Raw genomic sequence first — 26,083 nt, 5'->3', positions numbered from 1 at the left:
TCTGCTTTTCTTTTAACTAACTAATTACTTCTGACAGTCTCTTTTGGCGATCGAATAATTGGCGCTAATACTTCAGAGTCTTGTTTGGCAGGCACAGCTTCCCGCCACGCGGCGATTCCTCCCGATAGAAAAGCTAAATTAAAGCCTATTTTTTGCAATTTTTGGTAAGCTTTAACCGATCGCCCTCCCCGCGCGCAATAAAGTACAATAGTTGGCTGAGTTTGATTAGATTTGACGCTCGATCGAGCAATAGCTTGCACTTGCTTGACACCGAATCCAGCTTCAATGTCAATGAGGGGAACCAGCGGACTTTCACCGATGCGATCTTCTGCGTACTCTTCGGGCGATCGCACGTCAATCAAAATCACAGGTTTCAACTTACCCTGCTGCAATTCGGCAACAGTTATTTTTTGGGAATTCAAACTGGCAATAAAAGTAGGAATATCCATGTGATTAATTAAGGAAACTGCACTCAGAGAACTAACCGCAACTAATATCGCACCAAGCGTTACAGGCAAAGGGCGAAAATAGCGACTCATGCCTTGTTTTAATTGGTTATTTACCATTTTAATGTTTCCGAAAAACGGATAGAGTAATTGTCCGAGATAGCCAACAGGTATGCGATCGGAGACACCATATTTTCGGGGTCTTTTCCCTGCTGGCATATACAGAGTGCCAAATAGTAAATCTAAGAGTGGCAACTGAACCGCAAAGTTTTTGTTGTAAATCTCCGGAATTTTAGTGTGATGCCATTGATGAAATTGCGGGGTAGCCACAAACCATTTTAGCACTCCAAATTTGAGAGTAATATTAGCATGAATCAAAAAGGCGATCGCCGCCGAATAAAGAGCATAAACCACAAAAGTTTCTTTGCTAAATCCCAACCAGACAAGAGGCATAATTTTGCAAATCTGAGTAAAGAGTTGCTCGCAGGGATGCACCCGCACTGCTGCCAACCAGTCCATGTGTTCAATGCTGTGATGGACTGCATGAAATTGCCAAAGCCAGGGTACTTCATGGAGCAGACGGTGAGCGATATAATATGCCATATCTGAAACGATAACTGCTTCTGCAAACTGCAACCAAATAGGTTGAGAAGCTACTTTGCTTTGCAATTCTGAGTTGAGAAAATTCGTCATCAGTGACCAAGTTAGTGTCACAACAATGGCACCAAATCTGCCAATAAAGTGACCTGTAAAAAAATAGGTGACATCGGTTGCCCATCCGAGACGAAATATCTTTTGCTTGTGCAAGGAAAAGATTCTTTCTAGGGGAATGAAGATGCAGGCTAAGATGATGAAGCCTTTGACAATTTCTGGTAACATGAGCTTCTCGGTAATGTCGATATTTACTTAGTCACTTCACTACTACCAGCAGCGCAGACAGGAACATTATTCTGAAGGATAGGATTAGGCAGTTGGATCTTCCCAGGAGAATTTGCTTCACACAGAATGCCTACAGTAGTCTTGTCGTTGTTAGCTGGGGAAACAGGTAGTAAAAATACAGCCCCGACATAACTACGAATATTATTGCTACGGGATACCCCATAACTAAACGCAGCATTTTTGGTAGCTATGGCTGAATAGTTATAATTGGTTGTCTCAGTTTTAATGCCGATAGCCAAAGGATTAATGGAATTAGAAAATGCACCTTTTTCCCCAAAATAAGCTTGTTGGGCGCGGTTAATTGAGCTAACATATTGCTTAGCTTCTGACTGCATAGCTTTATACGGCCTACAACGGGCGAATTCAGGGAGGGCGATCGCAGAAAGGATTGTAATTATCATGAGTATAATAGTGAGTTCTACTAAAGTGAATCCCCCATCGTTTTTTTTGTTGCGAGTAATGTTTGTTTGTGAAAATTTTGCTTGTTTCTTGAGTTGATCGAGTCGAGGATTTATTTTAAGCAACATGATTGTTCTCCAAATGAGTTAGCAGAGTAGTTTCCAAGCAAGTCACAATTAGAGGAGATGCGCGAGCATATTTAGGTTTTAGGTAAATGCCTCATTTGAGTGCGGTGAGGTTTGTAAACCTCGCATATTGTGCCTTGCTTCTACTCTATCTCTATTAAATCACCAGGCTATTTGAGAACATGAGTGAGTTCTCATCGACTTCTCATCGACTTCTCATCGACTTTAGAAATTAGTGGTATTTAATGGTGCGACTGACTATAATTGAAGAAATGATTAGAGGAACGGTAAGTTATGGCTGTGCAGTTGCTCAAAAGACTTTTCACAGTAGAAGAATACCATCAAATGAGTAAAGCTGGGATTCTTTCGGAGGGCGATCGCGTAGAATTGATCGAAGGAGAATTTGTTGAAATGGCCGCTATTGGAACTCGTCATGCTTCCTCTGTGAGGCGCTTAGCCAGACTGTGCAGCCAAATTCCCGAAAATTTGGCTACTTTTGATGTGCAGAACCCCGTCCAGTTGAGCGATCGCACTGAACCGCAACCCGATCTAGTATTGTTACAACCTCGCGCCGATTACTATTCAACCGCCCATCCCCTACCATCGGAAGTTTTGCTGTTAATAGAAGTAGCTGACACTTCAATAGATTATGACAGAGATGTGAAACTTCCTATTTATGCCCGATCGCAAATTCAGGAAGTCTGGATCGTCAATTTACAGGAAAATTGCTTGGAAGTATACCGCCAGCCAACGGTTAACGGTTACAGTGTAATTCTCAGGTTTTGGCGGGGCGACGAAGTTTCGCCGCTGGCATTTCCAGAATTTGTAGTTAGTGTGGATTTGGCGATCGGCTAAATTGGGATTATTTGCATTCTAGGCGATCGCGAAAATACTCCTCATACAAACTGCATCTCGCACTGCAATAATTTCCCTCCAGTTTCACCAACCCCATACTATTTAATTTAAACCCTAATTCTAACTTCAATCTAACCGGATTTGAGACACTCACAACCTCTCTCATCGCCTCGATTAATTCTGGATATTTTTCTAAATTCCACAAATGCCGACGCAAATGATCGCTGTAAATTCCTGCCTCCGTTGTCGCCGATTTAAGCAAATTATTTAAAGTCACATCTTGACAGACAATGCGATACATAGCCAGCCGCACTAAATAGGGATGTCCTCCCACTAACGCCATCAATTCCTCAACTTCTACCGCATTCCAATTCAGTCCGTGTCGCGCTGCTAACTCTTGCACTTGCTGCGAACTAAACTCCGACAATTCGATCGGCAATCCGACATTAAACGGCGATTTGTTCACATCCAGCGGAATATAAACTTCGGTGGAATGTACCACAATTAAACGAAACTTTTTCCAAATATCTCGCCGTTTTGCTTCTTCGTGCAAAGCGCGCAATAACCCAAAAAAGTCATCGGCAATTTCCGGCGATTCAAACAGGCGATCGCTCTCATCCAAGCCTAATGTCAGAGGTGGTGACGATTCCGACAGCAAATACTGTTCAAAGAAAGCTTTACAGCACTGATTGCTGCCAATCAAATCTGCTAATTCCCAGCATTTAGGTAACTGATCCAGCATTCCCAACTCTTGACCGACGCTAGCACAAAACCACTGCAAAAATGTATCTGAATTCGCGAAAACTCTCCTATTTGCTAGCTGAAAACTCAGCGCTACCGTGCGAGAACCTTGCGCTTCTGCATGATGCAAAATCCGCGCCATCAATGAAGTTTTGCCCATCTGTCTGGGTGCTTTGATGCGGATCAGGGCTCCCGGTTGGGCGATCGCCTCGTAACAGCGGGATTCTATCGGAGGGCGATCGACATAAAAGTGAGAAACTAAATCTACTTGTCCTCCCGGCAATTCTGGCGCTGCTGCTGGTATGGGTTGAATTATCGAATTTTTTGTGCTAGGAATTTCGCTCAAATTGACAGCTAATTCATGGTCTGCATTTAAGGATGTGCGACCTTCTTTAACTACGGTTAAAATTTCTGAAATTAACTTTGATGAGTCGGCCGCACACCGCCAATGCCAAGACTGGACTCCTGCTAAATAATGCAATAAATCAAAAGAAAATGGTGCATTTAATTCAATGCAAATTGGTAATATGGCTGGTTTTTTATTAGTGAAACTGTGCAATTCTTGGGCTAGCTGTACTTGTTCTAATATCATTTCGCTAGCGGCATATTCTGCGGATATCGGTAACAGCAAATAATCGCAAAGCTTTAAATATGAGTTATCTTTGCTGCTGTTGTTAACTAAAAAGACTTCGTGGCTAGCAAAAGTCAAAGCTTGGTGCAATTGTTGAATCAGGGTGTGGTTTGGGTTCGATCGCGCGTAAGCGTTGCCCGCCCCTACGGGAGGCTGATCAACGAAGAGGATCGCAATTTTGGCTATTTTGGCTGCGATCGACTGTGTTTCTACCGATTCGCACTGAGTCTCAAAATCGGCTATATCGCGCCATTCCTGGCCCAAGCCGCGACAAATTTCGATGAAATTAGCATAATCCACAGGTTTGCCATTCAGGAAATGACTGACAGTAGATTGGGCTATCCCTAAATCCTCAGCCAAGATTTTCTGACTGGGAAAGCCATTTCTCAGCAGAGACGATTTAACTGTGGGAATGTACTGGAGATGCAGCCTGAGCGATCGAGGCATTGGTTATAACGATCGAGACATTGAAACCATCATAAATGCCTATTGTCCCTAAAGTCGATAAAAAGTCGATGAAAAGTCGATGAATTCTCAAATAAGTCACTCGTCAACTCAAATAGTGGCCTGATTAGATGAGAAATAACAACGTTGGATCGCATCAAAACGAGGTAAAAGCATTGTGTATTCTCTCCTAATTTGTTCGCTAGCATCAGCTACAGATCAACCAGGTTGCGCCATCACACCGCCGATATTGTTGCTGGGAGTTGCGCTAAGTGCGATCGATCTATTCATTCTCACAACTCACCCGCCCAGATAAAATTGCGATCGTAAACATAGAGGAAAAAATACCATGCGTCAACAAAAGTCTAAGTCAAATAGCATTTTACTCCAGGTTTTTAGCGGTTTACTCAAGGTTGGTGGATGCTTATTGCTTGCGTACATTGGATTGATTGCATTTTTCACCCTGTTTGTCATGCCATTATTTTTTTCTTTTGGAATTAGGGATAAGCAAGTTGAGATATTGCTAGGGTTATCTGCAAGTATGGTAACTAATTCTAAGCAGGTGGAAGGCAAACAGTTTGTTGGTTCAATGAACAGAGTCCAGCAAACTTATTTTTACGAAAATAATGCTTTAGCCACTTCTGTTGATGCTTTAGGACTTGGCATTAAAACAGAAACTAACAACTACAAATATTCAACTCATACCACTGAAACAGCAGCATTTAATTATGCAGTTGCCAAGGACAAGACTCTTAAAAATTATGTCGGCGGTGTCTTTCTAGTTCCTGCTCAAAAATTAGATCCAAACGCCCGTCGAGATGAAATGATGACTGTAACCATACTTTGCGAAACTGAAAAGCGCCCTTTCTTTAGAGTTAAACGAACAGATGAGCCGGATGAGCAAGCAGAACCAATTTATCAAAATGGAGAGGTTATTTGCGGTAAAGGCACAACAGAATTGACCAGATAATCTAACTAAGCAATTTCCAGAATATTTCAGCTTGATAACTGATACCATAACCAGGTTTTTCATCTCCTTTATTCTTTAATCGGCGCAGGCCGATTTTGTTTGTGTAGTAGCGGTTTCAACCGCCGATTGTTATGGAATTAAAATGCTGTACCTGTACCGATATCGTTTGTAAGTCCGACAGTCCGACAGGGAATTAATTCCCTGTCTCATAGTGAAAGTCCTCTCAAAGAGGACTGAAGAGCTAATTAAATAAACCTTTTAATCCTCAATTTTAAATCTAAAAACTCCAATCTCAAATCAATAATTACCAATCTCAAATCTCAAATCTCAAATTGATAGTCGGTTTTAACCGACTTTCGCATTGAGGCAGGGGTTTAAACCCCTGCCTCAATGCGCGTTTGACCTTAAATTGACTGCTAAACGTCCCCAAAGTCGATGACAAGTCGATGACAAGTCGATGAATTCTCAAATAACTCACTCACCAACTCAAATAGCGGCCTGATTAGATTAGAAATAACAAGGTTGCATCCCATCACAACGAGGTAAAAGCATTGTGCATTCTATCCTAATTTGGTCGCTGGCGTCAGCCACTAATCAACCAACTTTCGCTTTCACACCGCCGATGTTTTGGTTTGTGCTGGGAGTTGTGCTAAGTGCGATCGATCTATTCATCCAAAAAACTCAGCCCCAAAAATACAGGTTTTACCTGCTGATGATGGGAGTTGCTGCTCTAATTTCATCCTTTATTTTGTGGAGAGGCTCAGTCGCATTTGAGTTTAGTTGGGCCAACGTAATGTATGAAGATTTTGACTGGCAGATATCCTACTGGATGGGGATAGCCCTCGCGCTGAGTATCTGGATTCGACCGATTTTCATTGTTCGCAAAAAGTTTGTGATTCCCGAAGCAACATCAGCAACAACTATCTCAGAAATTTTATCTGGAGAAATCGGAATGGTGATTTATGAAGGTGCTTCCTGGAAAGCTCGCAATGAAGATAACCAAGTAATCGCACCCAGACAAAAAGTTTACGTTTTGCGCCGCGAAGGCAACACGCTGATTGTGATACCTGACAGATTAATTAACATCAACAGCTAAATCCGGGTTTGTTGATTCCTCAATCAATCGGCGATTGAAATCGCTTCTACACAAACAAAGTCCGCCTTCGCGGACTAACAAATCAACTTTCAACTGTCAACTATTTGCCAGGAGATTCACTATGTATCAGTATTTTTTGATGGTGTTGTTTGCAATCACCGGAGTATCTTTAGTCAGCAGCGTGAAAATCGTCCGTCAAGGAGATGAAGCCTTAGTTGAAATTTTCGGAAAGTACGATCGCAAAAAACTCGAACCTGGCTTGACATTTCTGATTCCGTTTGTCGAAACAGTCGCCTATAAACAAACTCTGCGGGAGCAAATGTTAAAACTGCCACCGCAACAATGTGCAACTAGCGATCGGGTTTTTGTCACCCTTGATTTTATTGTTTACTGGCGAATCATTGACTTAGAAAAAGCTTCTTACAAAGTTCAGAATCTCAAAGAAGCCATGTTCAATATGCTGATTCTTTCCATTCGGACTCAGATTGCTAAATTAACCGTCGAGGAACTTCATACAGCTCGTCATCAACTCAATAATACTTTAGTGGAGGAGTTGGATACAACCACCGATCCGTGGGGGGTCAAGTTTACCAGGGTGGAATTGCGCGATTTTGCGATCGGTACTAAAGCGATTAAACCAGAATATTCCGCCAAAAAATAAGCACAAAAGTTGCGATATTAGGAATTAATGTTTCCTCCTTTCATTGTTCCCAGTACCTGCCCATTCCTGACAACAAACACGCGCTTTCCCACATTCCAGCAGGGGTTTAAACCCCTGCCGGACTGTCGGAATATCGGTTTTACTAGAAACACAGAGAGCAAACTACCATGAGTCAACAAAAATTTGAGTTATCTAGCCTTTCACTTTATCGTTATGAATGCTTGTTGTTTTTAATCTACGTCGGAGTAATTGGCGTGCTAGCTAGCCCCTCATTTATTAACGAAGAAATTCTGGAGATACCATCGGAACCAAAACAGTATCTTAGCTCAATGAACAGAGAACAAAAAGCCGATTTCGCTCAAAAAAATACTTTTGCTAATTCTGTTGAAGTATTGGGAACAGGCATTCAAACTGAAACCCCAAATTACAACTATTCAGTTCACGCCAGCAAGCAAGCAGCATTTAATTATGGAGTATCCAAGCACCCAAAAAGTACAAGTTATGTGGGCGGTGTCTTTGTAGTTCCTGCTAAAGAAGTTGAACCAAATGCTGCCAAAGATGAACTCAAGACAATAGCCATATTGTGCAAAGCTGATTATCTCGGTTCAATTTAACCAGCAGAACCCACTTATCAAAATGGTAAAACTGCTTGCGGCAAAGGCACGACAGAAGTAACAGAATAATCGAATTTTAGGGCGGATAATGACAGCCGATCGCGAGTTAGAATCGGCATTTAATTCACTATTTAAGGACTAAAGTCCTTACTACAAACAAAAAGGAGACAATACCATGCGTCAAGAAAATTCTAAGCCAGCTATAATTTCAGTTGATGGTTGTGGATGTTTAGTGCTTTTGATGTGCATTGGAGTAATGGGTGCGATCGCTCTTCCGTCTGTTCTGAGTATGGCAAGTAAGGCTAAGCAGTCGGAAGGCAAACAGTATGTTAGTTCGCTGAACAAAGGTCAGCAAGCTTATTATGCAGAAAAAAATGCTTTTTCCACTTCCATTGAAGCTTTAGGACTTGGACTTAAAACAGAAACCACCAACTACAAATATTCACTTCGTGTGACAAAGCAAGCTGCTTTTAATTATGGAGTATCCAAGCAAAAAAAAGCAAAAAGTTATGTGGGCGGTGTTTTTCTAGTTCCTGCCGCTCCCAATGCTCCTAAAAATGCAATGATAACATCATCCACAATCTTGTGCAAAGCTGATTCTCCCGGTACAATTGAACCAGCGGAACCAACTTATCAAAATGGCAAACTGATGTGTGGTAAAGGCACAACAGAAGTGACAAAATAATCTAACTATAGGCAACATTATGACAGTCGATTATCAATATCAAATCGGCGGCAGTCTCCCGCAAGATGCACCTACTTATGTAGTGCGACAAGCTGATTTAGAACTCTATGAAGCTCTCAAAGCCGGAGAGTTTTGTTATGTTCTCAATTCCCGACAAATGGGCAAATCCAGCTTATTAGTTCAAACGGTACAAAAGCTCTCGGCCGATCGCATTTCTTGTGCTACGATCGACCTTTCGGACATTGGCAGCCAGCAAGTCTCTCTGGATAAGTGGTACGGCGGCGTCGCTTACAAGCTTTTGTGCAGCTTCAACCTATTTAACGCCGTCGAGTTTATGACTTGGTGGCGGGAGAGAGAGTTGATGCCGCCCGTGCAGCGTTTAGGAGAGTTAATTGAGGAGTTGCTGCTGGCAAAAATTGCTCAACCGATTGTCATTTTTATTGATGAAATTGATAGTATTCTCAGTTTCCAAGAACCGCTAGATGATTTTTTTGCGTTAATTAGAGCTTGCTACAACAAACGCGCTCACAAATCAGAATACCGGCGGTTAACTTTTGCTTTGCTGGGAGTAGCTTCGCCGTCTGATTTGATTTCTGATGCAAGTCGCACTCCATTTAATATTGGTTTAGCTATAGAATTGTACGGTTTTAATTTACAGGAAGCTCTGCCTTTAGCTAAGGGATTTGAGGGAAAAGTTGACAATCCTCAAGAGGTTTTGCAAGAGATTTTGGATTGGACGGGAGGGCAACCATTTCTGACTCAAAAGCTTTGCAAAATTATACTTCAAAATATCAAATGCTTAGAAGATGCTTCTACTATTTATGGTGCAATGGAGGAAAGAAGGACTGAAGTCCTTACTACGAACCTGGAGGAAAGAAGGACTGAAGTCCTTACTACGAACCTATTCATTGCTGAGATAGTGCAATCTCAGATTATTGATAATTGGGAATCATCCGATGAACCGGTACACCTTAAAACAATTCGCGATCGCCTTTTGAGAAGTCAGCACCGCGCTAGTAGGTTATTGGGATTGTATCAAAAAATCTTGCAACCCGATCCCCCCCAACCCCCCTTAAGAAGGGGGGAGAAAATGCAAGTCTATCCCCCCCAACCCCCCTTAAGAAGGGGGGAGAAAATGCCAGAATTCCCCTCAGTCAAATTAACCAGGAATGAGGAACTTTCAGAACCCCCCTTGTTAAGGGGGGCAGGGGAGATCGGGGCCGATGATACTCCCGAAGAAACAGAATTGCGGCTGAGCGGATTAGTGGTAAAACGAGGTGGCAAATTAACCGTATCCAACCGCATTTATGCAGCTATATTCAATCAAACCTGGGTAGAAAAAGCACTCGGCGACTTACGCCCCTATGCCGAAGCGCTAACAGCATGGATAGCATCAGATTGTCAAGACGAATCTCGCTTGTTGCGCGGTCAAGCGCTGGAAGAGGCTAGAGAGTGGTCTGCAAATAAGAGCTTGAGCGCGCAAGATTATCAATTTTTAGGTGCTAGTCAAGAAGCGGAATTTGCCCGATTTCGCGATCGCGAAAAACAAACTAAAGCTGAAATGGAGCAACTGCGCCGCGAAAAAAAGTTACTAGAGGAACTAGCAGAAGCACAAAAACAGAAAAGAATTACTCAATATAAGTTATGGCGCGAGTACAACCTCAGATTAGCAACTATTACAGGGGCCGCAGGAATATTAATATCAATCCTGATTGTAGCATTTTGGGTGAAACCGTCAATCGAAGAAAGAAATAACAAAATTCTGACTCTCAGCGTACTATCAGAAACGCTATTTGCTGCTGGCAAAAAAGATGAAGCTTTGCTAGAAAGCATCAGGGCGGCTACTGAAATTAAGCGATCGCTCGGAGTGAGTTCAGAAATTCAGACGCGAGTGGCGATCGCCCTAGAACAAATAGTTTACAGCTTTCGGGAACGCCGCCACTTACAGGGTGAAACCAGTACCCTTGCTTTCGTCAGTTTCAGCCCCGACAGTCAGATACTGGCTACACCTAACGATGACAATACTATCAAACTTTGGCAAACTAATGGAACTTTGCAAGCAACACTGACAGGGCATACAGATAAAATTATAAGTGCAATCTTCAATCCTAGCAGTCAAATAATTGTCTCCGCCAGCGACGACCAAACTGTCAAAATTTGGCAAAACAACGGAAAATTGATGCACAATTTAAAAGGACATAGCGCTAAATTAACCAGCGTTTGTTTGAGTCCAGATGGTAAAATTATTGCTTCAGCAAGTACCGATGGAACTCTTAAGCTATGGCAAATAAACGGTGCAGAATTTTTAACTTTAAAAGTGGAGCGAGGTTGGATAACCAGTGCTAGTTTTAGCCCAGACGGTCAGATACTTGCTGCGGCTGGTACTGATGGCACTGTTAAACTTTGGAGCTTGACAAAGGTTGTGGAACAATTGCAAAAACAGCAGTCAATCGAGGCAAGTAGGGATATCAAATTGCTCCGAACTTTACAGATAGGAAGTGATAAAATTATGAGTGTAACTTTCAGTCCAGACGGAGCAATGCTGGCGGCTGCAAGTGCTGGGGGAACGGCAAGACTTTGGAGCAAAGACGGCACGCCGGTGAGTATTTTGCAACATACAAGTGGATTGACAAATATTAGCTTTAGTCCCGACAGTCAAATGTTGCTATCTGCAAGCACAGACAAAATGGTGAGGTTGTGGAAAATTGATGGCACATTGATCGGAACTTTAAAAGGTAACAAGGATGCTGTTTGGAGTGCGAGTTTTAGTCCTGACGGTAAGGCGATCGCTAGTGCTAGTGCTGACGGTACGGTGATGCTGTGGAATTTTAATCTTGACGATTTGTTGGTGCAGGGTTGCAAGGTTGCCCGCAATTATTTTCAGACAAATCCGATCGCAAATCAAAACAATCGCTACCTCTGCGACGGGATTGGAACTCAGTCAGTCGATTTGAGATTTTAGATTTACTCCACAGATAAATCTGGGAGTTTGAAACTTGGTCTAAGATGTAGCAGCTAATAAATAATAGGTCAGGGCGATCGGTGTATTCAACTCAAGAGCAAAAGTATCAGAATTTGGAAAAAGAGTTAAGGGGCGGCGCGATCGCCCTTGGTGGCGTTTTATGCACGGGTACTCTCTGGTATTGGCAAGTAGAAAAATGGTCTTTGCTGGATGCAGTTTATATGACTGTATTTACTTTAGCAACTGTCGGCTATGGCGAAATTCACCCCCTGGGCAGCCGCGGGCGAATGTTTACCATGTGTTTGATTTTGATGGGTGTGATGGTGATTGGTTATATCGTTAACCGCTTTACAGAAGCGCTGATTCAAGGGTATTTTCAAGAAGGAGCAAGAATTAGGCAGCAGCGGCGTTTGGTAGATTCTTTGATCGGACATTATATTCTCTGCGGTTTTGGGCGCACCGGCCGGCAGATTGCCTTGGAATTTGAAGCAGAAAAAATCCCTTTTGTGGTGGTAGATTTGGCGATACATTCGATCGAGGCTGCCTTGGCGCTGGGGTACAAGGCGGTGCAGGGAGACGCGACGCTGGACGAAATTTTGCTGAATGTGGGGATCGATCGCGCAATTTGTATCGTAGCAGCTTTGCCATCGGATGCTGAGAATTTATACACTGTGCTGTCGGCGAAAACTCTGAATCCGAAGGTAAGGGCGATCGCCCGCGCCACCACAGAAGAAGCTGTAAAGAAGTTGCAGCGTGGCGGCGCCGATGCCGTCGTATCCCCCTACATTACGGGCGGAAAACGCATGGCGGCGGCTGCTTTGCGCCCTCAAGTGATGGATTTTTTAGATGGGGTTCTGACGGGAACCGATAGTTCTTTTTACATGGAAGAATTTCTGGTAGATCCGAATAGTTGTGTTTACGTCGGAGAAACTTTGAGAAATGCCAAATTGCGATCGCAATCCGGGGCCTTAGTTTTAGCAGTGCGGCGGGCTGACGGCCATTTGATTGTGGGGCCAACTGGAGAAACTGCGATCGAAGGAGGAGATATGCTGATTTGTTTGGGTACTGCTGAACAATTGCGAGCCCTGAATCAAATCCTCAGCCCGCTGAGTTCTCGCGTCCCTCGCCCTCCGAAGTAATAGAGCCGAGTTATGTGGGGCTTGTTATGGGGAGTCGCCTTGTCAGAAGATTGAGTGGCAGTTTAAGGGGATGCAGGGCTGTGGGAGGCATGGGTTAAGGTTGCGATCGGAGTGTCCTCATTGTGGGGCGCGGTTTAAGGTGTCGGCCCTTTGGGTGGATGGCCAGTGTCAGCATTGTTTTCTGGAGTTTGGGGAAATGGTGAAGTATCAGAAGTATTTATAATTTCTTTGACTTGGAGAATTTTTTCATAGTCTTCTCGAGTCAGTGGACAATCAATCAAATCTAAAAATTGTTGCTTTGCTAAAAAACACTGTTTCGCCATTTGACCCAAAAGATTATCAGGAATATCTTTCATCTTCTTTGTATGGCTTGTTTTAGTTTTTACTGCTGTTTTTTTGCCGTCTCGGGTAAAGTAAATGAAATAATGATGATCTCCTTCTGACTCTTGAAATCCCTTTTTTAATAATCCAGACTCAACTTTTGATTTCGGGCGTGGCATTCTAGACCTCTTCAATTTGGTTGAGTAACTGCTTTCTTAAATGTTGAGCATCTGAGGCTAGATCCTCAACACTCGCTTTGGCATATTCATCCCACATCATCACAATTTGTTCATTAATTTCATTAATTAAATCATTACGAGTATAAGCAAAAACGTCAATCCCTATGTTAGGTTCTTCAACAACAAATAATTGACTGGTATCTTCATCCATTTTAGGGGTCAGTCTTAGGGGATTTTTGCAAATAAGCTTTCTATCTAACCAGGAAATTTCTCGCAGAATAATGGGAGATAGTTCTACAGGTTCTATTCTGGTAACATCTGTTAGTTTAGTAGGATGACCCTCAGCATCCAAAGTAAACTGACCTGTTACCTGGATTGGCAGGCGACGATTTTTAATCATTGAATCTTCTAACTCTTCCAGGTAAAAACATTCGATTTCCTGATGAGTAGGTGGATACTTTAAAACTACCGTGTGTTTATCAAAGTCAATGCGAATTAGTTCTCCTGTGACTGTCATTACAGTATCTTCAGAGGATTCTTGATTGAGCCAATCATTGATATAAGCGGTAGATTCGTTGGTGAGATTTAATTCAGGTCTATCAGCTAGTGAAAATCCTAAACTCCAATTTTCTCCGGCTTTTGGTAGGATTCTTTTACTTTCTAATAAAGCTCTATTCCTGAGTTTAGAATCGGGGAAAATATCCTGAACTTGGTTAAAGTTTGAATGGATTAAACTGGAAAAAAATTCCTCCAGTTTGTCCATAATTGCTGTATAATTGCCCACGTGACTATTAAAACCTGAGTTCAGCACAACAGGAAGGGTATAGCTTCCAGGTTGAGGAATGCTAGCACGTAAAGCATAACGCTGCTGCATTTCCAAAGGCACTTTAAATCGTTGTTTCACTGTCTCTTTTTCTTCGACAGTAGCGAGTAGGTAAATAATTTGTTGCAATCCACCTAGAACACGCACTAAAATTTCGATGGGGACTTCACAATTCTCCATTTCCTGACCCATCAAGCGGATAGTGGCTTTTGCTTCTGGGGGTTGTGCGAGAGACATTTTTCTATATAGTGGCTTTTATTGTTTCTTAATCTTAACCTAAAAAAGGCTTAAAAGCTAAATTTTTTTTCTGGTATCTCTAGCCTTGTATCTCTGACAAGGCGCACTATTCCAACAGAGGCAATAGCACTCCCAACACAGGCAATAGCACTCTCGTTCTCCCCTGCTAACCTACTTGCCAAATGCTGTATCCGATATAACCATACCGGAATCACAGGCTCACCTGTTTTCAGTCATACGATCGCCCTCGACCTATCAAACTTTACCATTTGGAGCGATCGCACCCTACTTCTTTACTCTCTCACGCGATCGCCCATAAATCACATCCAACCACACCGACACAACAAACTTACCCGTCAAAATCCAGATCCAGCGCCTCGCGGAACAGCTAACCCCCAGAATACCCAAAGGTCGAAATTTTTTAAAGCCGATGGTGGGATTTGAACCCACGACCGTTCGATTACGAATCGAATACTCTACCCCTGAGCTACATCGGCACAAACAACTTTTGACTATAGCATAACTTCGATAAAAAAGCAAGAAGCTGTAGAATTAAATTCAAAACTCCACAACTCCTAACTCAGAACTTGTTAAACAACCAGTTCCCCGTCATTTGAGCCGGCTCTGGCCCCGGAATAAACCAAACCCCGCTGCATATCCAGCGTCAGCATAGTGCCGTCCCGAATTATTCGCATCGCATTCTCCACACCCACCATCACCGGCACGCCCAAGCGCAAACCGATAATCGCAGCGTGAGAAGTCAAACTTTCCTCCTCCGTCACCACACCAGCGGCTTTGCGAATCATCTCCACAAAATCGGCGCTGGTGCGCTCCACTACCAAAATGTCGCCAGCGCGGAAATTCGCCACATCCGTAGCAGTGCGAGCAACCCTGGCCATCCCGCTTACCGAGCCCAAACCGACACCGGTGCCTTTGCCTAAAACCGCTGTCACTACTTCAACTTTGATCAAATCCGTCGATCCGGCAACCCCTTGCAGAGTACCGGCGGTCATCACCACTAAATCTCCGTCGGACAATAATTCTTTTTCTTGGGCGACATTGATCGCAGATTGAAATGTCTGGCCTGTGGAGGGCAAATCTAGCACCAACAGGGGTTTTACTCCCCAGACTAATTGCAGTTGTCGGGCTACGTCTACGTGGGGAGTAATTGCCAAAATTGGAGTTTTTGGTCGAAATTTGGAGACATTGCGGGCTGTAGAGCCGGTTTTGGTCAGCGTCATAATCGCTGCGGCGTTTAACTGTTCGGCGATTTGGCTGACTGCTTGGCTGATGCCGTTGGTGATCGATCGACCAACATCTTCTACATTTCTAATATTGCCCCTAATTCCTTCCCTCTCGATGCGGACGGCAATTCTCGCCATCGTCGCCACCGCTTCGACAGGAAAGTTGCCGACAGCGGTTTCATTGGAGAGCATTACCGCATCAGTTCCGTCCAGAATGGCGTTAGCCACGTCGGAAATCTCGGCGCGGGTAGGACGGGGATTGTTGACCATGCTGTCGAGCATCTGGGTAGCGGTAATTACCGGAATCCCCATGCGGTTGGAAGTCGCAATCAGCCGCTTTTGCAAAATCGGCACGTCTTCGGCGGGTAGTTCCACGCCCAAATCGCCGCGGGCGACCATCACGCCGTTGCAAAGGGCGAGAATTTCTTCCATTTGTTCGATCGCCTCGTGCTTTTCGATCTTAGCAATCACCGGTACTTGCTTACCCGCACTGGCAATCAGTTCTTTAATTTCGAGCATATCCTGGGGATTCCGCACGAAACTCAGGGCTACCCAATCGACACCTTGGTCGAGGCCGAACATTAAATCTTTGCGGTCTTTATCAGTCAGCGCCTTAATTGACAGGTATACTCCCGGAAAATTCACGCCTTTGTTGTTGGAAAGCGGCCCACCAACGACAACGCGGCAGTAGAGTTCTCCCGCGCCACGGTCTACTTTTTCGACGCGCATTTCCACTTTCCCGTCGTCGAGCAGAATCGTGGCTCCCTCTGGGACTTCCGAAGCTAGGGTTTCGTAGGTGACGGAAGAAATGAGCTCTGTGCCGACAACCGGGCGGCTGGTCAAAATGAAAGGATCGCCGTTTTTGACAACTATAGAGCCTGTTTCAAAGCGCCCTAAACGAATTTTTGGGCCTTGGAGATCCTGGAGGATGGCGACCGGCTGGTTGAGTTCAAAGGAGGTTTGCCGGATTAAGCGAATGCTGCGCTGGTGGTCTTCTTCTGTTCCGTGGGAAAAGTTGAGTCGCAAAGTTGTCGCACCAGCTTCTATGAGGTTCCGCAGCACTTGTGGGTTGGATGTGGCTGGGCCAATGGTGGCGACAATTTTAGTTCGGCGTAGGGCTTTTGACGGTTGCATGAATTGAGATGGGGTGGCTGGAGGATTTCTTGTTTAAATTTCGGCTAACGTTTCATCTTTTACTACAAGGAATGACGCTAGTCTCAAGTCTTAAAAATTTTGATAGTGGTCAAAACAGCAGGCATTGACCAATATATACAATATCTGACTTTTTACCGATCGGTAATCTTTTCTTGGCGATCGCCCTTTTTTGAAAATATTTCCGATTCCAGGCTTGACATAAATACAGATATACCCATTTATTTGAGTTGGGCTGCTCTGCCCTTTGACTAATCTAGCATTGGTATGGTTTCCGAGCAGCAATACTTTGCTTGTGGTGCAGGCGCTAGTGTCTTCTGAGCCAACTCAGTTTTTTTACCAAACTTTACTATTTGGAGACTTGATATCTTATACTACGCAAGGGTGAAATATTAAGGAGTGTTAACAAAGATGTCGGAGGCAGGACGGCCACTGACAGTGCCGAAAGAGTTTCTGAGTCCTCCGGGTGACTTGAATCCGACGCTGCTGTTGTTTTTGAGTGCATTAGCGATTATCGCGATTTCCTTTGTGGGTTACTGGTACGGAAACTGGCCAGATTGGTGTTGTTTTTCGCTGAACGTGCTGGCCTTGCATATGGCCGGAACAGTCATTCACGATGCGTCTCACCATTCAGCGCATCGCGATCGCACAATTAACGCTATTTTGGGACATGGTAGCGCGCTGATGTTGGGCTTTGCTTACCCCGTATTTACGCGGGTACATATGCAGCATCACGCCCACGTCAATGACCCAGAAAACGATCCAGACCATTATGTCTCTACTGGCGGGCCTCTGTGGTTGATTGCTGCAAGGTTCTTTTACCACGAGATTTTCTTCTTTAAGCGTAAACTGTGGCGGAAATACGAACTTTGGGAATGGTTTTTTAGCCGCTTGTTTGTAATCGGAGTGGTTTATATCTCAATTCAATACGACCATTTGGGTTACGTGCTGAATTTCTGGTTTTCTCCTGCTTTGGTGGTGGGATTAGCCTTGGGGTTATTTTTTGATTATTTGCCGCACCGTCCGTTTCACGAGCGCGATCGCTGGAAAAATGCCAGAGTATATCCAAGTCCAATTCTGAATATTTTAATTTTGGGGCAGAACTATCACCTGATTCATCATTTGTGGCCTTCAATTCCTTGGTACAATTACCAGCCAGCTTACGAAGCTGTGAAGCCGCTATTAGATGAAAAGGGTTCTCCTCAAAGTCTGGGAATATTGGAAGGTAAAAAGGATTTTTGGAGTTTTATATATGACATCTTTTTAGGGATTAGGCTGCATCACAAGAAGGCTAATGATTGACGAAAAATCCGGTTTCTTTGAGAAGCCGGTTTTTTTGCGAAGGAACAGGGAAGAAGGAAGAAGGAAGAAGGAAGAGGGAAGAATTAAATTTTCGTGACTTTCCTCACAATCTCACAACTGACGCACCTCTGGAATAGATGGTGCGGAGCGAATTAGATTAGGAGTAATGATTGAGAATTAATGTTTCTGACGCACCCTACCGCTTACTATGGCGCAATACGCTATGGATATAAGATCGATCTTATTAATTTTGGCGAGGATCGCGCTTAGGAGGATGCCACCCTGCACTAATCCATAAACGACGAGCTTTGATAATCGCTCTTTCATTATGATATCGATCGTTAAGGTCTAATCGATCGCAAGTCCCCCTACCTGTTGGAGTAATACCGATTATTTCTAAACCATCTACAGACCATATAAAATGATCTAACCATTGCTGTTGACGTGGATTAAATAAAGTTACTTCCTGTTCAGTTGCTGGATCAGTACCAGTAATAAAGTTATAGCGATTATTATTACAGCGATGACAAGCTAAAGCTAAGTTTTCGAGTTCATCACTACCACCAATTGATCGAGGTAAAATATGATCTATCGTAAATAAAGTAGAGCTACTTTCTTCGGCAGAATGGCAATATTCACAAAAAAAACTAGCCCTACTTCTTACTAAATTTCGAGTAGCACGGTTTATGGACATGAGGCTGCTATAACTTTAGCGTTAATTAAGGTAAAAATCCGATCCAGTTCTAGTAGGCTTGCTAGTTCTACAACCTCTTCTGAATTTAAAACATTAGCCTTTTTTCCCTCGGCCAGTTCTTCCAATCTAGCTTGCAGATTTTCGGTAAATTTGAATAAGCAAAGATTTCTGACTTTCTGAATTGATATGTCACTATCAATCCAGTAGGAAGGTTGTACCATAAGTTCAGCTATCATGGTTATTTAATGATTTAATTACTAATTTTAAACACTAATTATACCATAAAATTGACTCAATTTTATTTCTTTTGGGTTAATTTTTATAAAGTTTATAGAGGAGCGTTTGTAGAGAAACGGAAGAGCGTCTGTATCGTTTCCCATTTCTGAAAAGTGGGCTAACTCAGTTAAAAATAAACCCACCGTTGCTGGTGGGTTAACTCTTGAATCAATCAAAAAGTGATTTTCTTATTTTTCTGCGGCAAGCGCGACGGCTAAATTCCAATCGGGGCGCAAATTTTGAGCTCCGCGCAAATAAGGATGATAAATTTCGGTATGTGCCGGCCAATTGATGTGAATTAAAAAACGGATGCAGCGTTCTAAAGAACCCTTAACGTGCATTTGTTGGACATCCAACAAAGGAACATTGCACCAGCGGGGACGTTCGCGGGCGATCGCGGCCGGAAAGACAGCATCCAAATCGCGGGTGACTGAAAACGTAGCACTAATCATTAATTCCGGCTCTAAATTATTTCTTGTTTCTAATTCATCTAACAATTCTCTCACCGATTCTCGAATTGCTTCTACCGAATTCTCGCTGGCAGTTGTTGCCCCGCGAATCGCCCGCACTTGCCATTCCACGCAAATATTCTCCATTTTTTTGTCAGTTGTCAGTTGCTAGTTGTCAGTTGTCAGTTGTTAGTTGTTAGTTGTTAGTTGTTGGTTGTTAGTTGTTAGTTGTTAGTTGTTAGTTGCAATTACCAATTACCAATTACCACTGCCAACTGCCAACTGCCAACTGCCAACTGCCAACTGCCAACTGACTACTGCCAACCGCCAACTGCCAACTGACTATTAAATCACGGGCGATACAGCCACAGCGGTAAACCGCTAGTAGAAAGCTCGAATTCCAGCAAGTTTTTGTAAGCTGAAAGCCCGGATGTATCCAGACTACTCCCCAATACCCGATTTAGGAAAGGTTTGGCTTTTTCTAGCGTGCAGCATTCGGTTTTTTCGGGGTCGAGACCTGCGAGTTCGGCTGTCCAGCGGCGAGCGTCCTCTTCGGTTCCCAGTCGATCGACTAAACCCAATTCTAAGGCTTGCTGACCGCTAAAAATGCGACCGTCGGCAAAGGTTTTGACTTTTTCAACTGGGAGTTTCCGCGCTTCGGCGACGGTTTCGACGAATTGCTGGTATGTGGTGTCGATTAAGTCTTGCAGAATTTGCTGTTCTGGATCGGTCAATTGTCGATCAAATGCCAAGATATCTTTATACGGCCCCGATTTAATCACCTGAAAAGAAACGCCGACTTTTTCTAGCAGCTTTTCTATATTGTTGCCGCGGATAATCACGCCAATGCTGCCGGTAATTGTACCGGGATTGGAAACGATATGGTGAGCTCCCATGCCGATATAGACTCCGCCAGAAGCTGAAATATTGCCGAAACTGGCGACTATTTTGATTTTTTCTTGCAAACGCTTGAGCGCGCTGTAAATTTCCTGGGAATCGCCGACTGTGCCGCCAGGGCTGTCTATCCGCAGCAGCAAGGCGGGAAATTTGCGCTCTTCAACGGTTTTGAGAGCTTCCAGAACTCGTTTGCGCGTTTCTCCGGCAATGGCTCCGGTGACTTCGATGCGGGCGATTTGTTTGCGGTAGCGGGGCTTTAATGGCCAAATCATGGGCAGTTTACAGGCAATGTTACGATTTTTTGTAGCTAACTTATAGTGTGACTCATCTGAAGGAAGAGTTGACAGTTGACAGTTGACAGTTGTCAGAGGGAAGAGGGAAGAGGGAAGAAGGCTACTCGATGAGACTGAAGAAACCGGGTTTTTTGCAGAGATTCAGGGTTTGAAGCGAATATCTGGGTGAAAAAACCCGGTTTCTTGCCGATCGGTCGATCGCACTTAACCCACCTTCGATCTATAATTGTAAAAATTGCTTAACAAATCTACATCATTCCCGTGAGAGCCACTCTCATCAATTATTTGGAGTCCCGCCATGCAGCTAAAAATTACCGATTCTAAACTGCCCTTTGCGCCGCTGTTGCTAATCGCGCCGTTTTTCCTGTGGGGAACCGCGATGGTAGCGATGAAAGGAGTCATGCCGCACACGACACCGCTGTTTGTGGCATTCGTGCGTTTATTACCTGCGGGCGTGTTGGTGTTGCTGGCGGCGGCGCTGATGGGAAAACAGCAACCGCAGGGTTGGAAAGCTTGGCTGTGGATTTCGTTGTTTGCGTTAGTTGACGGTACTTTGTTTCAAGGCTTTTTAGCCGAAGGTTTGGCGAGAACCGGTGCGGGTTTGGGCTCGGTGATGATTGATTCTCAACCGCTAGCAGTGGCGATTTTGTGTTTGTGGCTGTTTCAAGAAAAAATTGGTTTTTGGGGCTGGTTGGGACTAGCAATCGGTGTAGTTGGGATTAGTTTAATTGGGTTGCCGGATGGCTTTATTTTAGGGCTGTTTCATCCTGAAAGCGCGCAGGTTTCTGCGGGTATCGAAAGTGTGTTTGAGGGCGGGGAATGGTTGATGCTGTTGGCGGCTTTGTCGATGGCTGTGGGTACGGTTTTGGTGCGCTGGGTTTGTCGCTATGTTGACCCGATTGTGGCGACGGGCTGGCACATGATTTTAGGCGGTTTGCCGTTGTTGGCGATGTCGGCGGCTACTGAGTCCGAGCAGTTTGTGAATATCGATTTTTCGGGTTGGATGGCTTTAGGTTATTCTACAGTGTTCGGAAGTGCGATCGCCTACGGTTTATTCTTTTATTTTGCTTCAAGTGGCAGTCTGACAAGTTTAAGTTCTCTTACCTTTCTTACCCCAGTTTTTGCTTTGCTGTTCGGCAATTTGTTCTTGGGTGAGGTATTGAATCCGCTGCAATCGATGGGAGTCGGGCTGACGTTGGTAAGTATTTATTTAATCAACCAGCGGGATACTTTGGCGGAGAAGTTGGGAAAAGGGCGGAATGGTGAAGCTAATTCTGAGGAAAAAGTGCAGTTATTAGAGTCGTCTGAGTTGAAGAAAGTTGAATTTCCAGTGCAAGTGCGGGCTACAGAATTGGAGTCGGAAGTTTAGGGTTTTGGGAAATTTATAGCCGTTTTCAGGTAGGGACACGGCACTTCCGTGTCCTGTATTTCAGAGAAATTTATAGCCCTTTTCGGGTAGGGAAACGGCACTGCCGTGTCCATATTTTATTCGATTTATAATTGCTGTGGCAAGAATTCGTTAAGTCTTAAATCATGAGTATTCATGAGGACTTTCACAAGTTGTGTTTCTCCTTCAAAGCTTCCCATCTAGCTTCGTCTGCATCGAAGTCAGGCGGGACAGGCTCAGTATTCTCAAACCAGGCTTGAAATGCCTTCACTCTAGTTTTAAACTTTGTCTGAGGTGTCTCAGGTATCGCACTTTTCGACTCGCTAGCCAGTTTAACAGCATCAGCCACCGGCCAAACGATGATTTCCACATCTCCGGGCGGCATATCCAGTGGCTCGAAAGGTACCAAGTTGCCAGTGGCATCGATTTTACCTCTAAGTTTGTATACTTGCATACTAATCTCCTAATTTTTGTCTCTATTATACGACATAAAAATCTTGATCGTTACCACTCATCCTCTTCAACAATTTGAATATTTCTACCTTGAATCTCTTCTATAAAAGTTTGTAAACTAGGATTATCTTGGTAATGCTTCATCAAAACTTTATGCTTGCCATATTGTTTGGAAATCTCTCGATAATAATCAGGTTTTTTAGCATTCTTGTCAATTGTAAACTTGTGTTTCTTCAAAAGCTGCTCATTTAATTTCTTGAGACATTCTTTGCATTTAGCTTTTTTCTTTTTCTCTGCATAATACAGTGGGAGTAACCAACACTCAAGAGAATGTACAGAAATTGCAAAAATTATCTTCTGTTGATTTGTATTGTAAAAATCCTCACCTATCGCGCCTCTAAATTTCTCAATAACTTTTGCAATCAACTGCTGAGGAGTAAACTCACCATTTTCATCTTGATGAGCGATATTATAATCTTTTGAAACATCAGTATCTATTTGAATAATGATATAGTCAATAAATTGAAATGATTCTCGAAAATCTTTTGACTTGCAATAATCAAAAACTAGAGTCCAACCGCCGTATTGAGATTTATTCTGATTGTCTTTATCTCTTTCTGGTTGCAGTGGTTGGACATCTAGATCAGGACTATTGAAATATCCAGCTAAAATATTCTCAATCACAATCTGATCGGTAAGTCCCTCTGTAATCAATCCAAAACTAATCATCTTAAAAATTCTTAGGAAGTGCGCCGATATAGCCTCTCAAAAATGCCTCTGATAATTTCACAGGTTCTTGTCCCTCCAAAGGTTGAGGTTTGAGAATGCGTTTAGCTTTAGTATAACCTAATTGGTTGCGGGAAATTACAAGCAGCCGCTGTTCGTCATCATCTAAATTCAAACCGTCCAAAACTGCCGGGTTGTGAGTTGTAAAGATGACTTGTTTATCGTGTTTTTTTGCTAGTTCGACTAATTCTTGGATTAACCGGCGGCACAATCTGGGGTTGAGAGAAGCGTCAATGTTATCAATTGCAAAAAAATTAGGTGTGAGTTCGCTGATGAACAAGGTAAAGTAAAAAAGTAAAAACAAAAAGCCTTCATTAGAACTTCTTTGGTCGAAATAACTTAAATCTGCATCTAAGTACCTATCTTGGATTTGGATAGAAGTTTGCATTGCTGCTAAATTTTTAGGAACTTCAAAATCTTTAAACCAATCTATCAATCGGAGCTTTTCTTTGATTTGATTGAGTTTATCTGGGTTATCTGCATTCAAGACATTTATAAGTTTAAATAAGCCTTCGCCATTAATGCCTAATGGTTGAATTTGCCCTTCTTTTTCAAAAGTTCGTAAGGCTGGGTTTTCTGGTGAGTAAATTATAAATTTATTTAAGTGAAATATGGGAATAAATGATTCGGCATCTTTTTTGAAGCTTAAAAATACTTGTTGTGAGTCAGTTTCTTCTAATAGAGATTTTAATTTTTCTACTCCCCCATATTTTTGAACAACCAGGTTAGCAGCCTTCTTGAGAGAGGTTTCATTCTTGCCAAAAAAGGTTTGACTAACCCACTGAGAATAGGGAGAATTATCATTTTTTAAAATACAACTGAATGGTTGTTCCTGATTCCCTTTTAATTCAATGCTGATATCTTTAGTAAGATTATCCTTTTCAAAAGCCGATCGCATAAATCGAGGTTCTGTCACCCGAACCCCCCGTGCAGCTAGGAACTCGTTATCAAGTTTATCACTCGCCGCCGCAGAAGCCAGGGCGATCGCCTCCAAAATATTGCTCTTACCGCAGCCATTTTCCCCAATCAATACGGTGACTCGTCCTAATTCCAGCTTCAGCTTTTGAATAGACTTGTAATTTTGGATTCTGACTTCTCCAATCATAATTCAATCTCATATAATTTGAGTGTACTCATTGTATCTGCGATCGCATGGAGCTCAAAGAACGCCTGCATGGCCACCTAATTCAAATTGTACGCGATCGCAATCCTTACTTGGCATCCGCAGGGCATTTCTATGTCCAGCAATACATCCGCGAACAATTGGGACAGTGGGGAACTGTAGAAATTGACGATTTTGCGGTGCGCGGGCGAATTCATCACAATTTTATTTTGGATTTACCCCCCTCCGAAAAGAGGACGAAGCAGGGGTTGCTGCCGATTATAATAGGCGCTCATTATGATACAGTGCCGGGGACGGCTGGGGCTGATGATAATGCTACGGGTGTTGCTGTTTTGCTGGAACTCGCTAGGGCGATCGCACTTCAACCGCTACAATATCCAGTACAATTAGTTGCCTTCGATATGGAAGAAGCTGGTTGTTGGGGAAGCAAGCATTATACAGCTAAATGCAAGCAACAGAAACAGTCAATTCGGTTGATGATTTCTTTGGAAATGTTGGGTTATTGCGATCGCACTCCCAACTCCCAAAGCTACCCGGCGGGACTAAAATATTTTTATCCGAATATTGGCAATTTTATTGCTTTAATTGGGAACTTGCGGACTGTTCGCGATATGATTACTTTGAGCGGGAATATTCGCAAATCTGGTCAGCCTTGCGAGTGGTTGCCGGTGCCGAATCGAGGTTTAATTGTACCGGATACTCGCCGCAGCGATCACGCTCCTTTTTGGGATAATGGTTATCCGGCTATTATGGTGACGGATACGGCTAATATGCGGAATCCGCATTATCATCAAGCGAGTGATAAGATTGAGACTTTGGATTTGGATTTTCTTGCGGGTGTTTGTCGGGGTTTGGTTGAGGCGATTAAAAACATTAGATAGTAGTTTTATTTAACTTAAAATTATCTGCGTTAATCTGTGTCCATCTGCCTTTCATCTGCGGTTGACTTATCTATCAAAAATTCATGCAAAACATCCATCATAAAAATCTGAATGCTGATTTTCCCGATCGCACTTCCTGGCAATTCTGGATCGATCGCGGCGGTACTTTTACCGATATAGTAGCCCAAAATCCCGATGGTAAGCTCGTAATTCACAAGCTGCTGTCGGAAAATCCCGATCGCTACACCGACGCAGCAGTGCAAGGAATTCGCGATATTTTGGGGATTTCCGCCGACACAGCGATCCCGGCGGGGGAGATTGCAGCGATTAAAATGGGTACGACGGTGGCGACAAATGCTTTGCTGGAACGTAAGGGCGATCGCACTATTCTGCTAATTACCAAAGGTTTCGGCGATGCGCTGAGAATTGGCTATCAAAACCGCCCGAATATCTTTGCCCGTCACGTTATTTTACCAGAAATGCTGTACGATCGCGCGATCGAAGTTGCGGAACGCTACAGCGCCAGAGGTGAGGAGTTAATGGCTGTGAATTTGGATTTTATCCCATCTTTGCAGCAAGCCTACGATGAGGGAATTCGCAGTTGTGCGATCGTCTTTATGCACGGCTACCGCTACTCGGAACACGAAAAACAAGTTGCTCAAATAGCGAAAAAAATTGGCTTTACTCAAATTTCAGTATCTCACGAAGTCAGCCCTTTAATGAAATTAGTTTCGCGGGGAGATACTGCGGTTGTCGATGCTTATTTGTCTCCGATTTTACGCCGTTATGTCGAACAAATAACCAGTCAACTATGCAATCTAAACCCACCCGATTCTGTAGGGGCGGGTTTAGCCAATAATTCACAACAAAAACAGATAA

The 26,083-nt window shown here is 43.4% G+C and carries 25 protein-coding genes and 1 tRNA gene; 12 read left to right on the top strand and 14 right to left on the bottom strand.

Annotation, left to right across the window (positions count from 1 at the left end; genetic code table 11):
* Positions 1-20: 20 nt before the first annotated feature.
* Together K4039_RS18195 and K4039_RS18190 are read right to left on the bottom strand one after the other, a co-directional pair.
* Positions 21-1,325: a sterol desaturase family protein gene (locus K4039_RS18195; protein ID WP_265237167.1), complete on the bottom strand. Its 1,305-nt coding sequence runs from the start codon at positions 1,323-1,325 to the stop codon at positions 21-23.
* A 23-nt stretch (positions 1,326-1,348) separates the two neighbouring features.
* Positions 1,349-1,912 carry a type IV pilin-like G/H family protein gene (locus tag K4039_RS18190; protein WP_265237165.1) on the bottom strand — a complete coding sequence of 188 codons (564 nt, stop codon included), beginning with the start codon at positions 1,910-1,912 and terminating at the stop codon, positions 1,349-1,351.
* A gap of 291 nt (positions 1,913-2,203) precedes the next feature.
* Here K4039_RS18190 and K4039_RS18185 point away from each other — a divergent pair, with 291 nt between their 5' ends.
* Positions 2,204-2,764 (top strand): Uma2 family endonuclease, encoded by a 561-nt coding sequence (locus tag K4039_RS18185; protein WP_265237163.1) that lies wholly within the window; start codon positions 2,204-2,206, stop codon positions 2,762-2,764.
* 7 nt (positions 2,765-2,771) lie between these two features.
* Here the strand turns inward: K4039_RS18185 and K4039_RS18180 are convergent, their stop codons facing one another.
* Positions 2,772-4,583, bottom strand: coding sequence for an AAA-like domain-containing protein (locus K4039_RS18180; protein ID WP_265237161.1), 1,812 nt, complete (start codon positions 4,581-4,583; stop codon positions 2,772-2,774).
* A gap of 346 nt (positions 4,584-4,929) precedes the next feature.
* On the opposite strand from K4039_RS18180, the gene K4039_RS18175 reads away from it, so the two are divergent.
* The 7 genes from K4039_RS18175 (at position 4,930) to K4039_RS18145 (ending at position 12,707) form a co-directional block, all read left to right on the top strand.
* Positions 4,930-5,550 (top strand): type IV pilin-like G/H family protein, encoded by a 621-nt coding sequence (locus tag K4039_RS18175; protein WP_265237159.1) that lies wholly within the window; start codon positions 4,930-4,932, stop codon positions 5,548-5,550.
* A gap of 553 nt (positions 5,551-6,103) precedes the next feature.
* Positions 6,104-6,646 carry an NfeD family protein gene (locus K4039_RS18170; protein ID WP_265237157.1) on the top strand — a complete coding sequence of 181 codons (543 nt, stop codon included), beginning with the start codon at positions 6,104-6,106 and terminating at the stop codon, positions 6,644-6,646.
* A gap of 121 nt (positions 6,647-6,767) precedes the next feature.
* Positions 6,768-7,307 (top strand): SPFH domain-containing protein, encoded by a 540-nt coding sequence (locus K4039_RS18165; protein WP_265237156.1) that lies wholly within the window; start codon positions 6,768-6,770, stop codon positions 7,305-7,307.
* 167 nt (positions 7,308-7,474) lie between these two features.
* The gene (locus tag K4039_RS18160) at positions 7,475-7,921 is read left to right on the top strand and encodes a type IV pilin-like G/H family protein (RefSeq protein WP_265237154.1); all 447 of its coding nucleotides are present in this window, start codon (positions 7,475-7,477) and stop codon (positions 7,919-7,921) included.
* Between the two features lie 175 nt (positions 7,922-8,096).
* Positions 8,097-8,606, top strand: a complete 510-nt coding sequence (locus K4039_RS18155; protein ID WP_265237153.1) for a type IV pilin-like G/H family protein — start codon at positions 8,097-8,099, stop codon at positions 8,604-8,606.
* Positions 8,607-8,625: 19 nt separating this feature from the next.
* Positions 8,626-11,568: an AAA-like domain-containing protein gene (locus K4039_RS18150; RefSeq protein ID WP_265237151.1), complete on the top strand. Its 2,943-nt coding sequence runs from the start codon at positions 8,626-8,628 to the stop codon at positions 11,566-11,568.
* Positions 11,569-11,648: 80 nt separating this feature from the next.
* Positions 11,649-12,707 (top strand): TrkA family potassium uptake protein, encoded by a 1,059-nt coding sequence (locus tag K4039_RS18145; protein WP_265237149.1) that lies wholly within the window; start codon positions 11,649-11,651, stop codon positions 12,705-12,707.
* 134 nt (positions 12,708-12,841) lie between these two features.
* Here the strand turns inward: K4039_RS18145 and K4039_RS18140 are convergent, their stop codons facing one another.
* The 4 genes from K4039_RS18140 to pyk all read right to left on the bottom strand — a co-directional run bounded on the left by K4039_RS18140 (position 12,842) and on the right by pyk (position 16,645).
* Positions 12,842-13,207 (bottom strand): hypothetical protein, encoded by a 366-nt coding sequence (locus tag K4039_RS18140; RefSeq protein WP_265237148.1) that lies wholly within the window; start codon positions 13,205-13,207, stop codon positions 12,842-12,844.
* 1 nt (position 13,208) lies between these two features.
* Positions 13,209-14,267: a hypothetical protein gene (locus tag K4039_RS18135; protein WP_265237146.1), complete on the bottom strand. Its 1,059-nt coding sequence runs from the start codon at positions 14,265-14,267 to the stop codon at positions 13,209-13,211.
* A 425-nt stretch (positions 14,268-14,692) separates the two neighbouring features.
* Positions 14,693-14,764 (bottom strand) — tRNA-Thr (locus K4039_RS18130).
* Positions 14,765-14,857: 93 nt separating this feature from the next.
* Positions 14,858-16,645: a pyruvate kinase gene (gene pyk, locus K4039_RS18125; RefSeq protein WP_265237144.1), complete on the bottom strand. Its 1,788-nt coding sequence runs from the start codon at positions 16,643-16,645 to the stop codon at positions 14,858-14,860.
* A gap of 429 nt (positions 16,646-17,074) precedes the next feature.
* Between pyk and crtR the strand changes: the two genes are divergently transcribed.
* Positions 17,075-17,965 carry a beta-carotene hydroxylase gene (crtR, locus tag K4039_RS18120; protein WP_265237216.1) on the top strand — a complete coding sequence of 297 codons (891 nt, stop codon included), beginning with the start codon at positions 17,075-17,077 and terminating at the stop codon, positions 17,963-17,965.
* A gap of 244 nt (positions 17,966-18,209) precedes the next feature.
* On the opposite strand, the gene K4039_RS18115 is transcribed toward crtR, so the two are convergent.
* From K4039_RS18115 to sppA, 4 genes are all read right to left on the bottom strand, one after another.
* Positions 18,210-18,659 (bottom strand): HNH endonuclease, encoded by a 450-nt coding sequence (locus K4039_RS18115; RefSeq protein WP_265237142.1) that lies wholly within the window; start codon positions 18,657-18,659, stop codon positions 18,210-18,212.
* Positions 18,650-18,895, bottom strand: a complete 246-nt coding sequence (locus K4039_RS18110; protein WP_265237140.1) for a hypothetical protein — start codon at positions 18,893-18,895, stop codon at positions 18,650-18,652. Before K4039_RS18110 ends, K4039_RS18115 begins: the two co-directional genes overlap by 10 nt.
* 228 nt (positions 18,896-19,123) lie before the next feature.
* Positions 19,124-19,531, bottom strand: a complete 408-nt coding sequence (gene aroH, locus K4039_RS18105) for a chorismate mutase (RefSeq protein ID WP_321161626.1) — start codon at positions 19,529-19,531, stop codon at positions 19,124-19,126.
* 203 nt (positions 19,532-19,734) lie between these two features.
* Positions 19,735-20,553, bottom strand: coding sequence for a signal peptide peptidase SppA (sppA, locus tag K4039_RS18100; protein ID WP_265237138.1), 819 nt, complete (start codon positions 20,551-20,553; stop codon positions 19,735-19,737).
* Between the two features lie 319 nt (positions 20,554-20,872).
* On the opposite strand from sppA, the gene K4039_RS18095 reads away from it, so the two are divergent.
* A complete protein-coding gene (locus K4039_RS18095) occupies positions 20,873-21,943 on the top strand; it encodes a DMT family transporter (protein WP_265237137.1) in 1,071 nt (356 codons plus the stop codon).
* A 184-nt stretch (positions 21,944-22,127) separates the two neighbouring features.
* Here K4039_RS18095 and K4039_RS18090 read toward each other — a convergent pair whose 3' ends face one another.
* From K4039_RS18090 to K4039_RS18080, 3 genes are read right to left on the bottom strand one after another with little or no spacing between them, the layout of a single operon-like run.
* On the bottom strand, positions 22,128-22,415 hold the full coding sequence (locus K4039_RS18090; protein WP_265237135.1) for a hypothetical protein: 288 nt from the start codon (positions 22,413-22,415) through the stop codon (positions 22,128-22,130).
* 50 nt (positions 22,416-22,465) lie between these two features.
* On the bottom strand, positions 22,466-23,143 hold the full coding sequence (locus K4039_RS18085; RefSeq protein ID WP_265237133.1) for a phage tail protein: 678 nt from the start codon (positions 23,141-23,143) through the stop codon (positions 22,466-22,468).
* 1 nt (position 23,144) lies between these two features.
* Entirely contained in the window at positions 23,145-24,305 is a 1,161-nt protein-coding gene (locus K4039_RS18080) for an AAA family ATPase (RefSeq protein WP_265237131.1), read from the bottom strand.
* Between the two features lie 47 nt (positions 24,306-24,352).
* Here K4039_RS18080 and K4039_RS18075 point away from each other — a divergent pair, with 47 nt between their 5' ends.
* Both K4039_RS18075 and K4039_RS18070 read left to right on the top strand, forming a co-directional pair.
* Entirely contained in the window at positions 24,353-25,204 is an 852-nt protein-coding gene (locus K4039_RS18075) for a M20/M25/M40 family metallo-hydrolase (protein WP_265237129.1), read from the top strand.
* A gap of 83 nt (positions 25,205-25,287) precedes the next feature.
* A partial coding sequence (locus K4039_RS18070; protein ID WP_265237127.1) for a hydantoinase/oxoprolinase family protein occupies positions 25,288-26,083 on the top strand: 796 nt, incomplete at its 3' end.

Source organism: Lyngbya sp. CCAP 1446/10 (assembly GCF_026130175.1).
In the GTDB taxonomy this organism is placed as follows: domain Bacteria; phylum Cyanobacteriota; class Cyanobacteriia; order Cyanobacteriales; family Microcoleaceae; genus Microcoleus.
The sequence above is the reverse complement of the archived record's forward strand: the minus strand, read 5'-3'. Positions and strand labels throughout refer to the sequence as shown.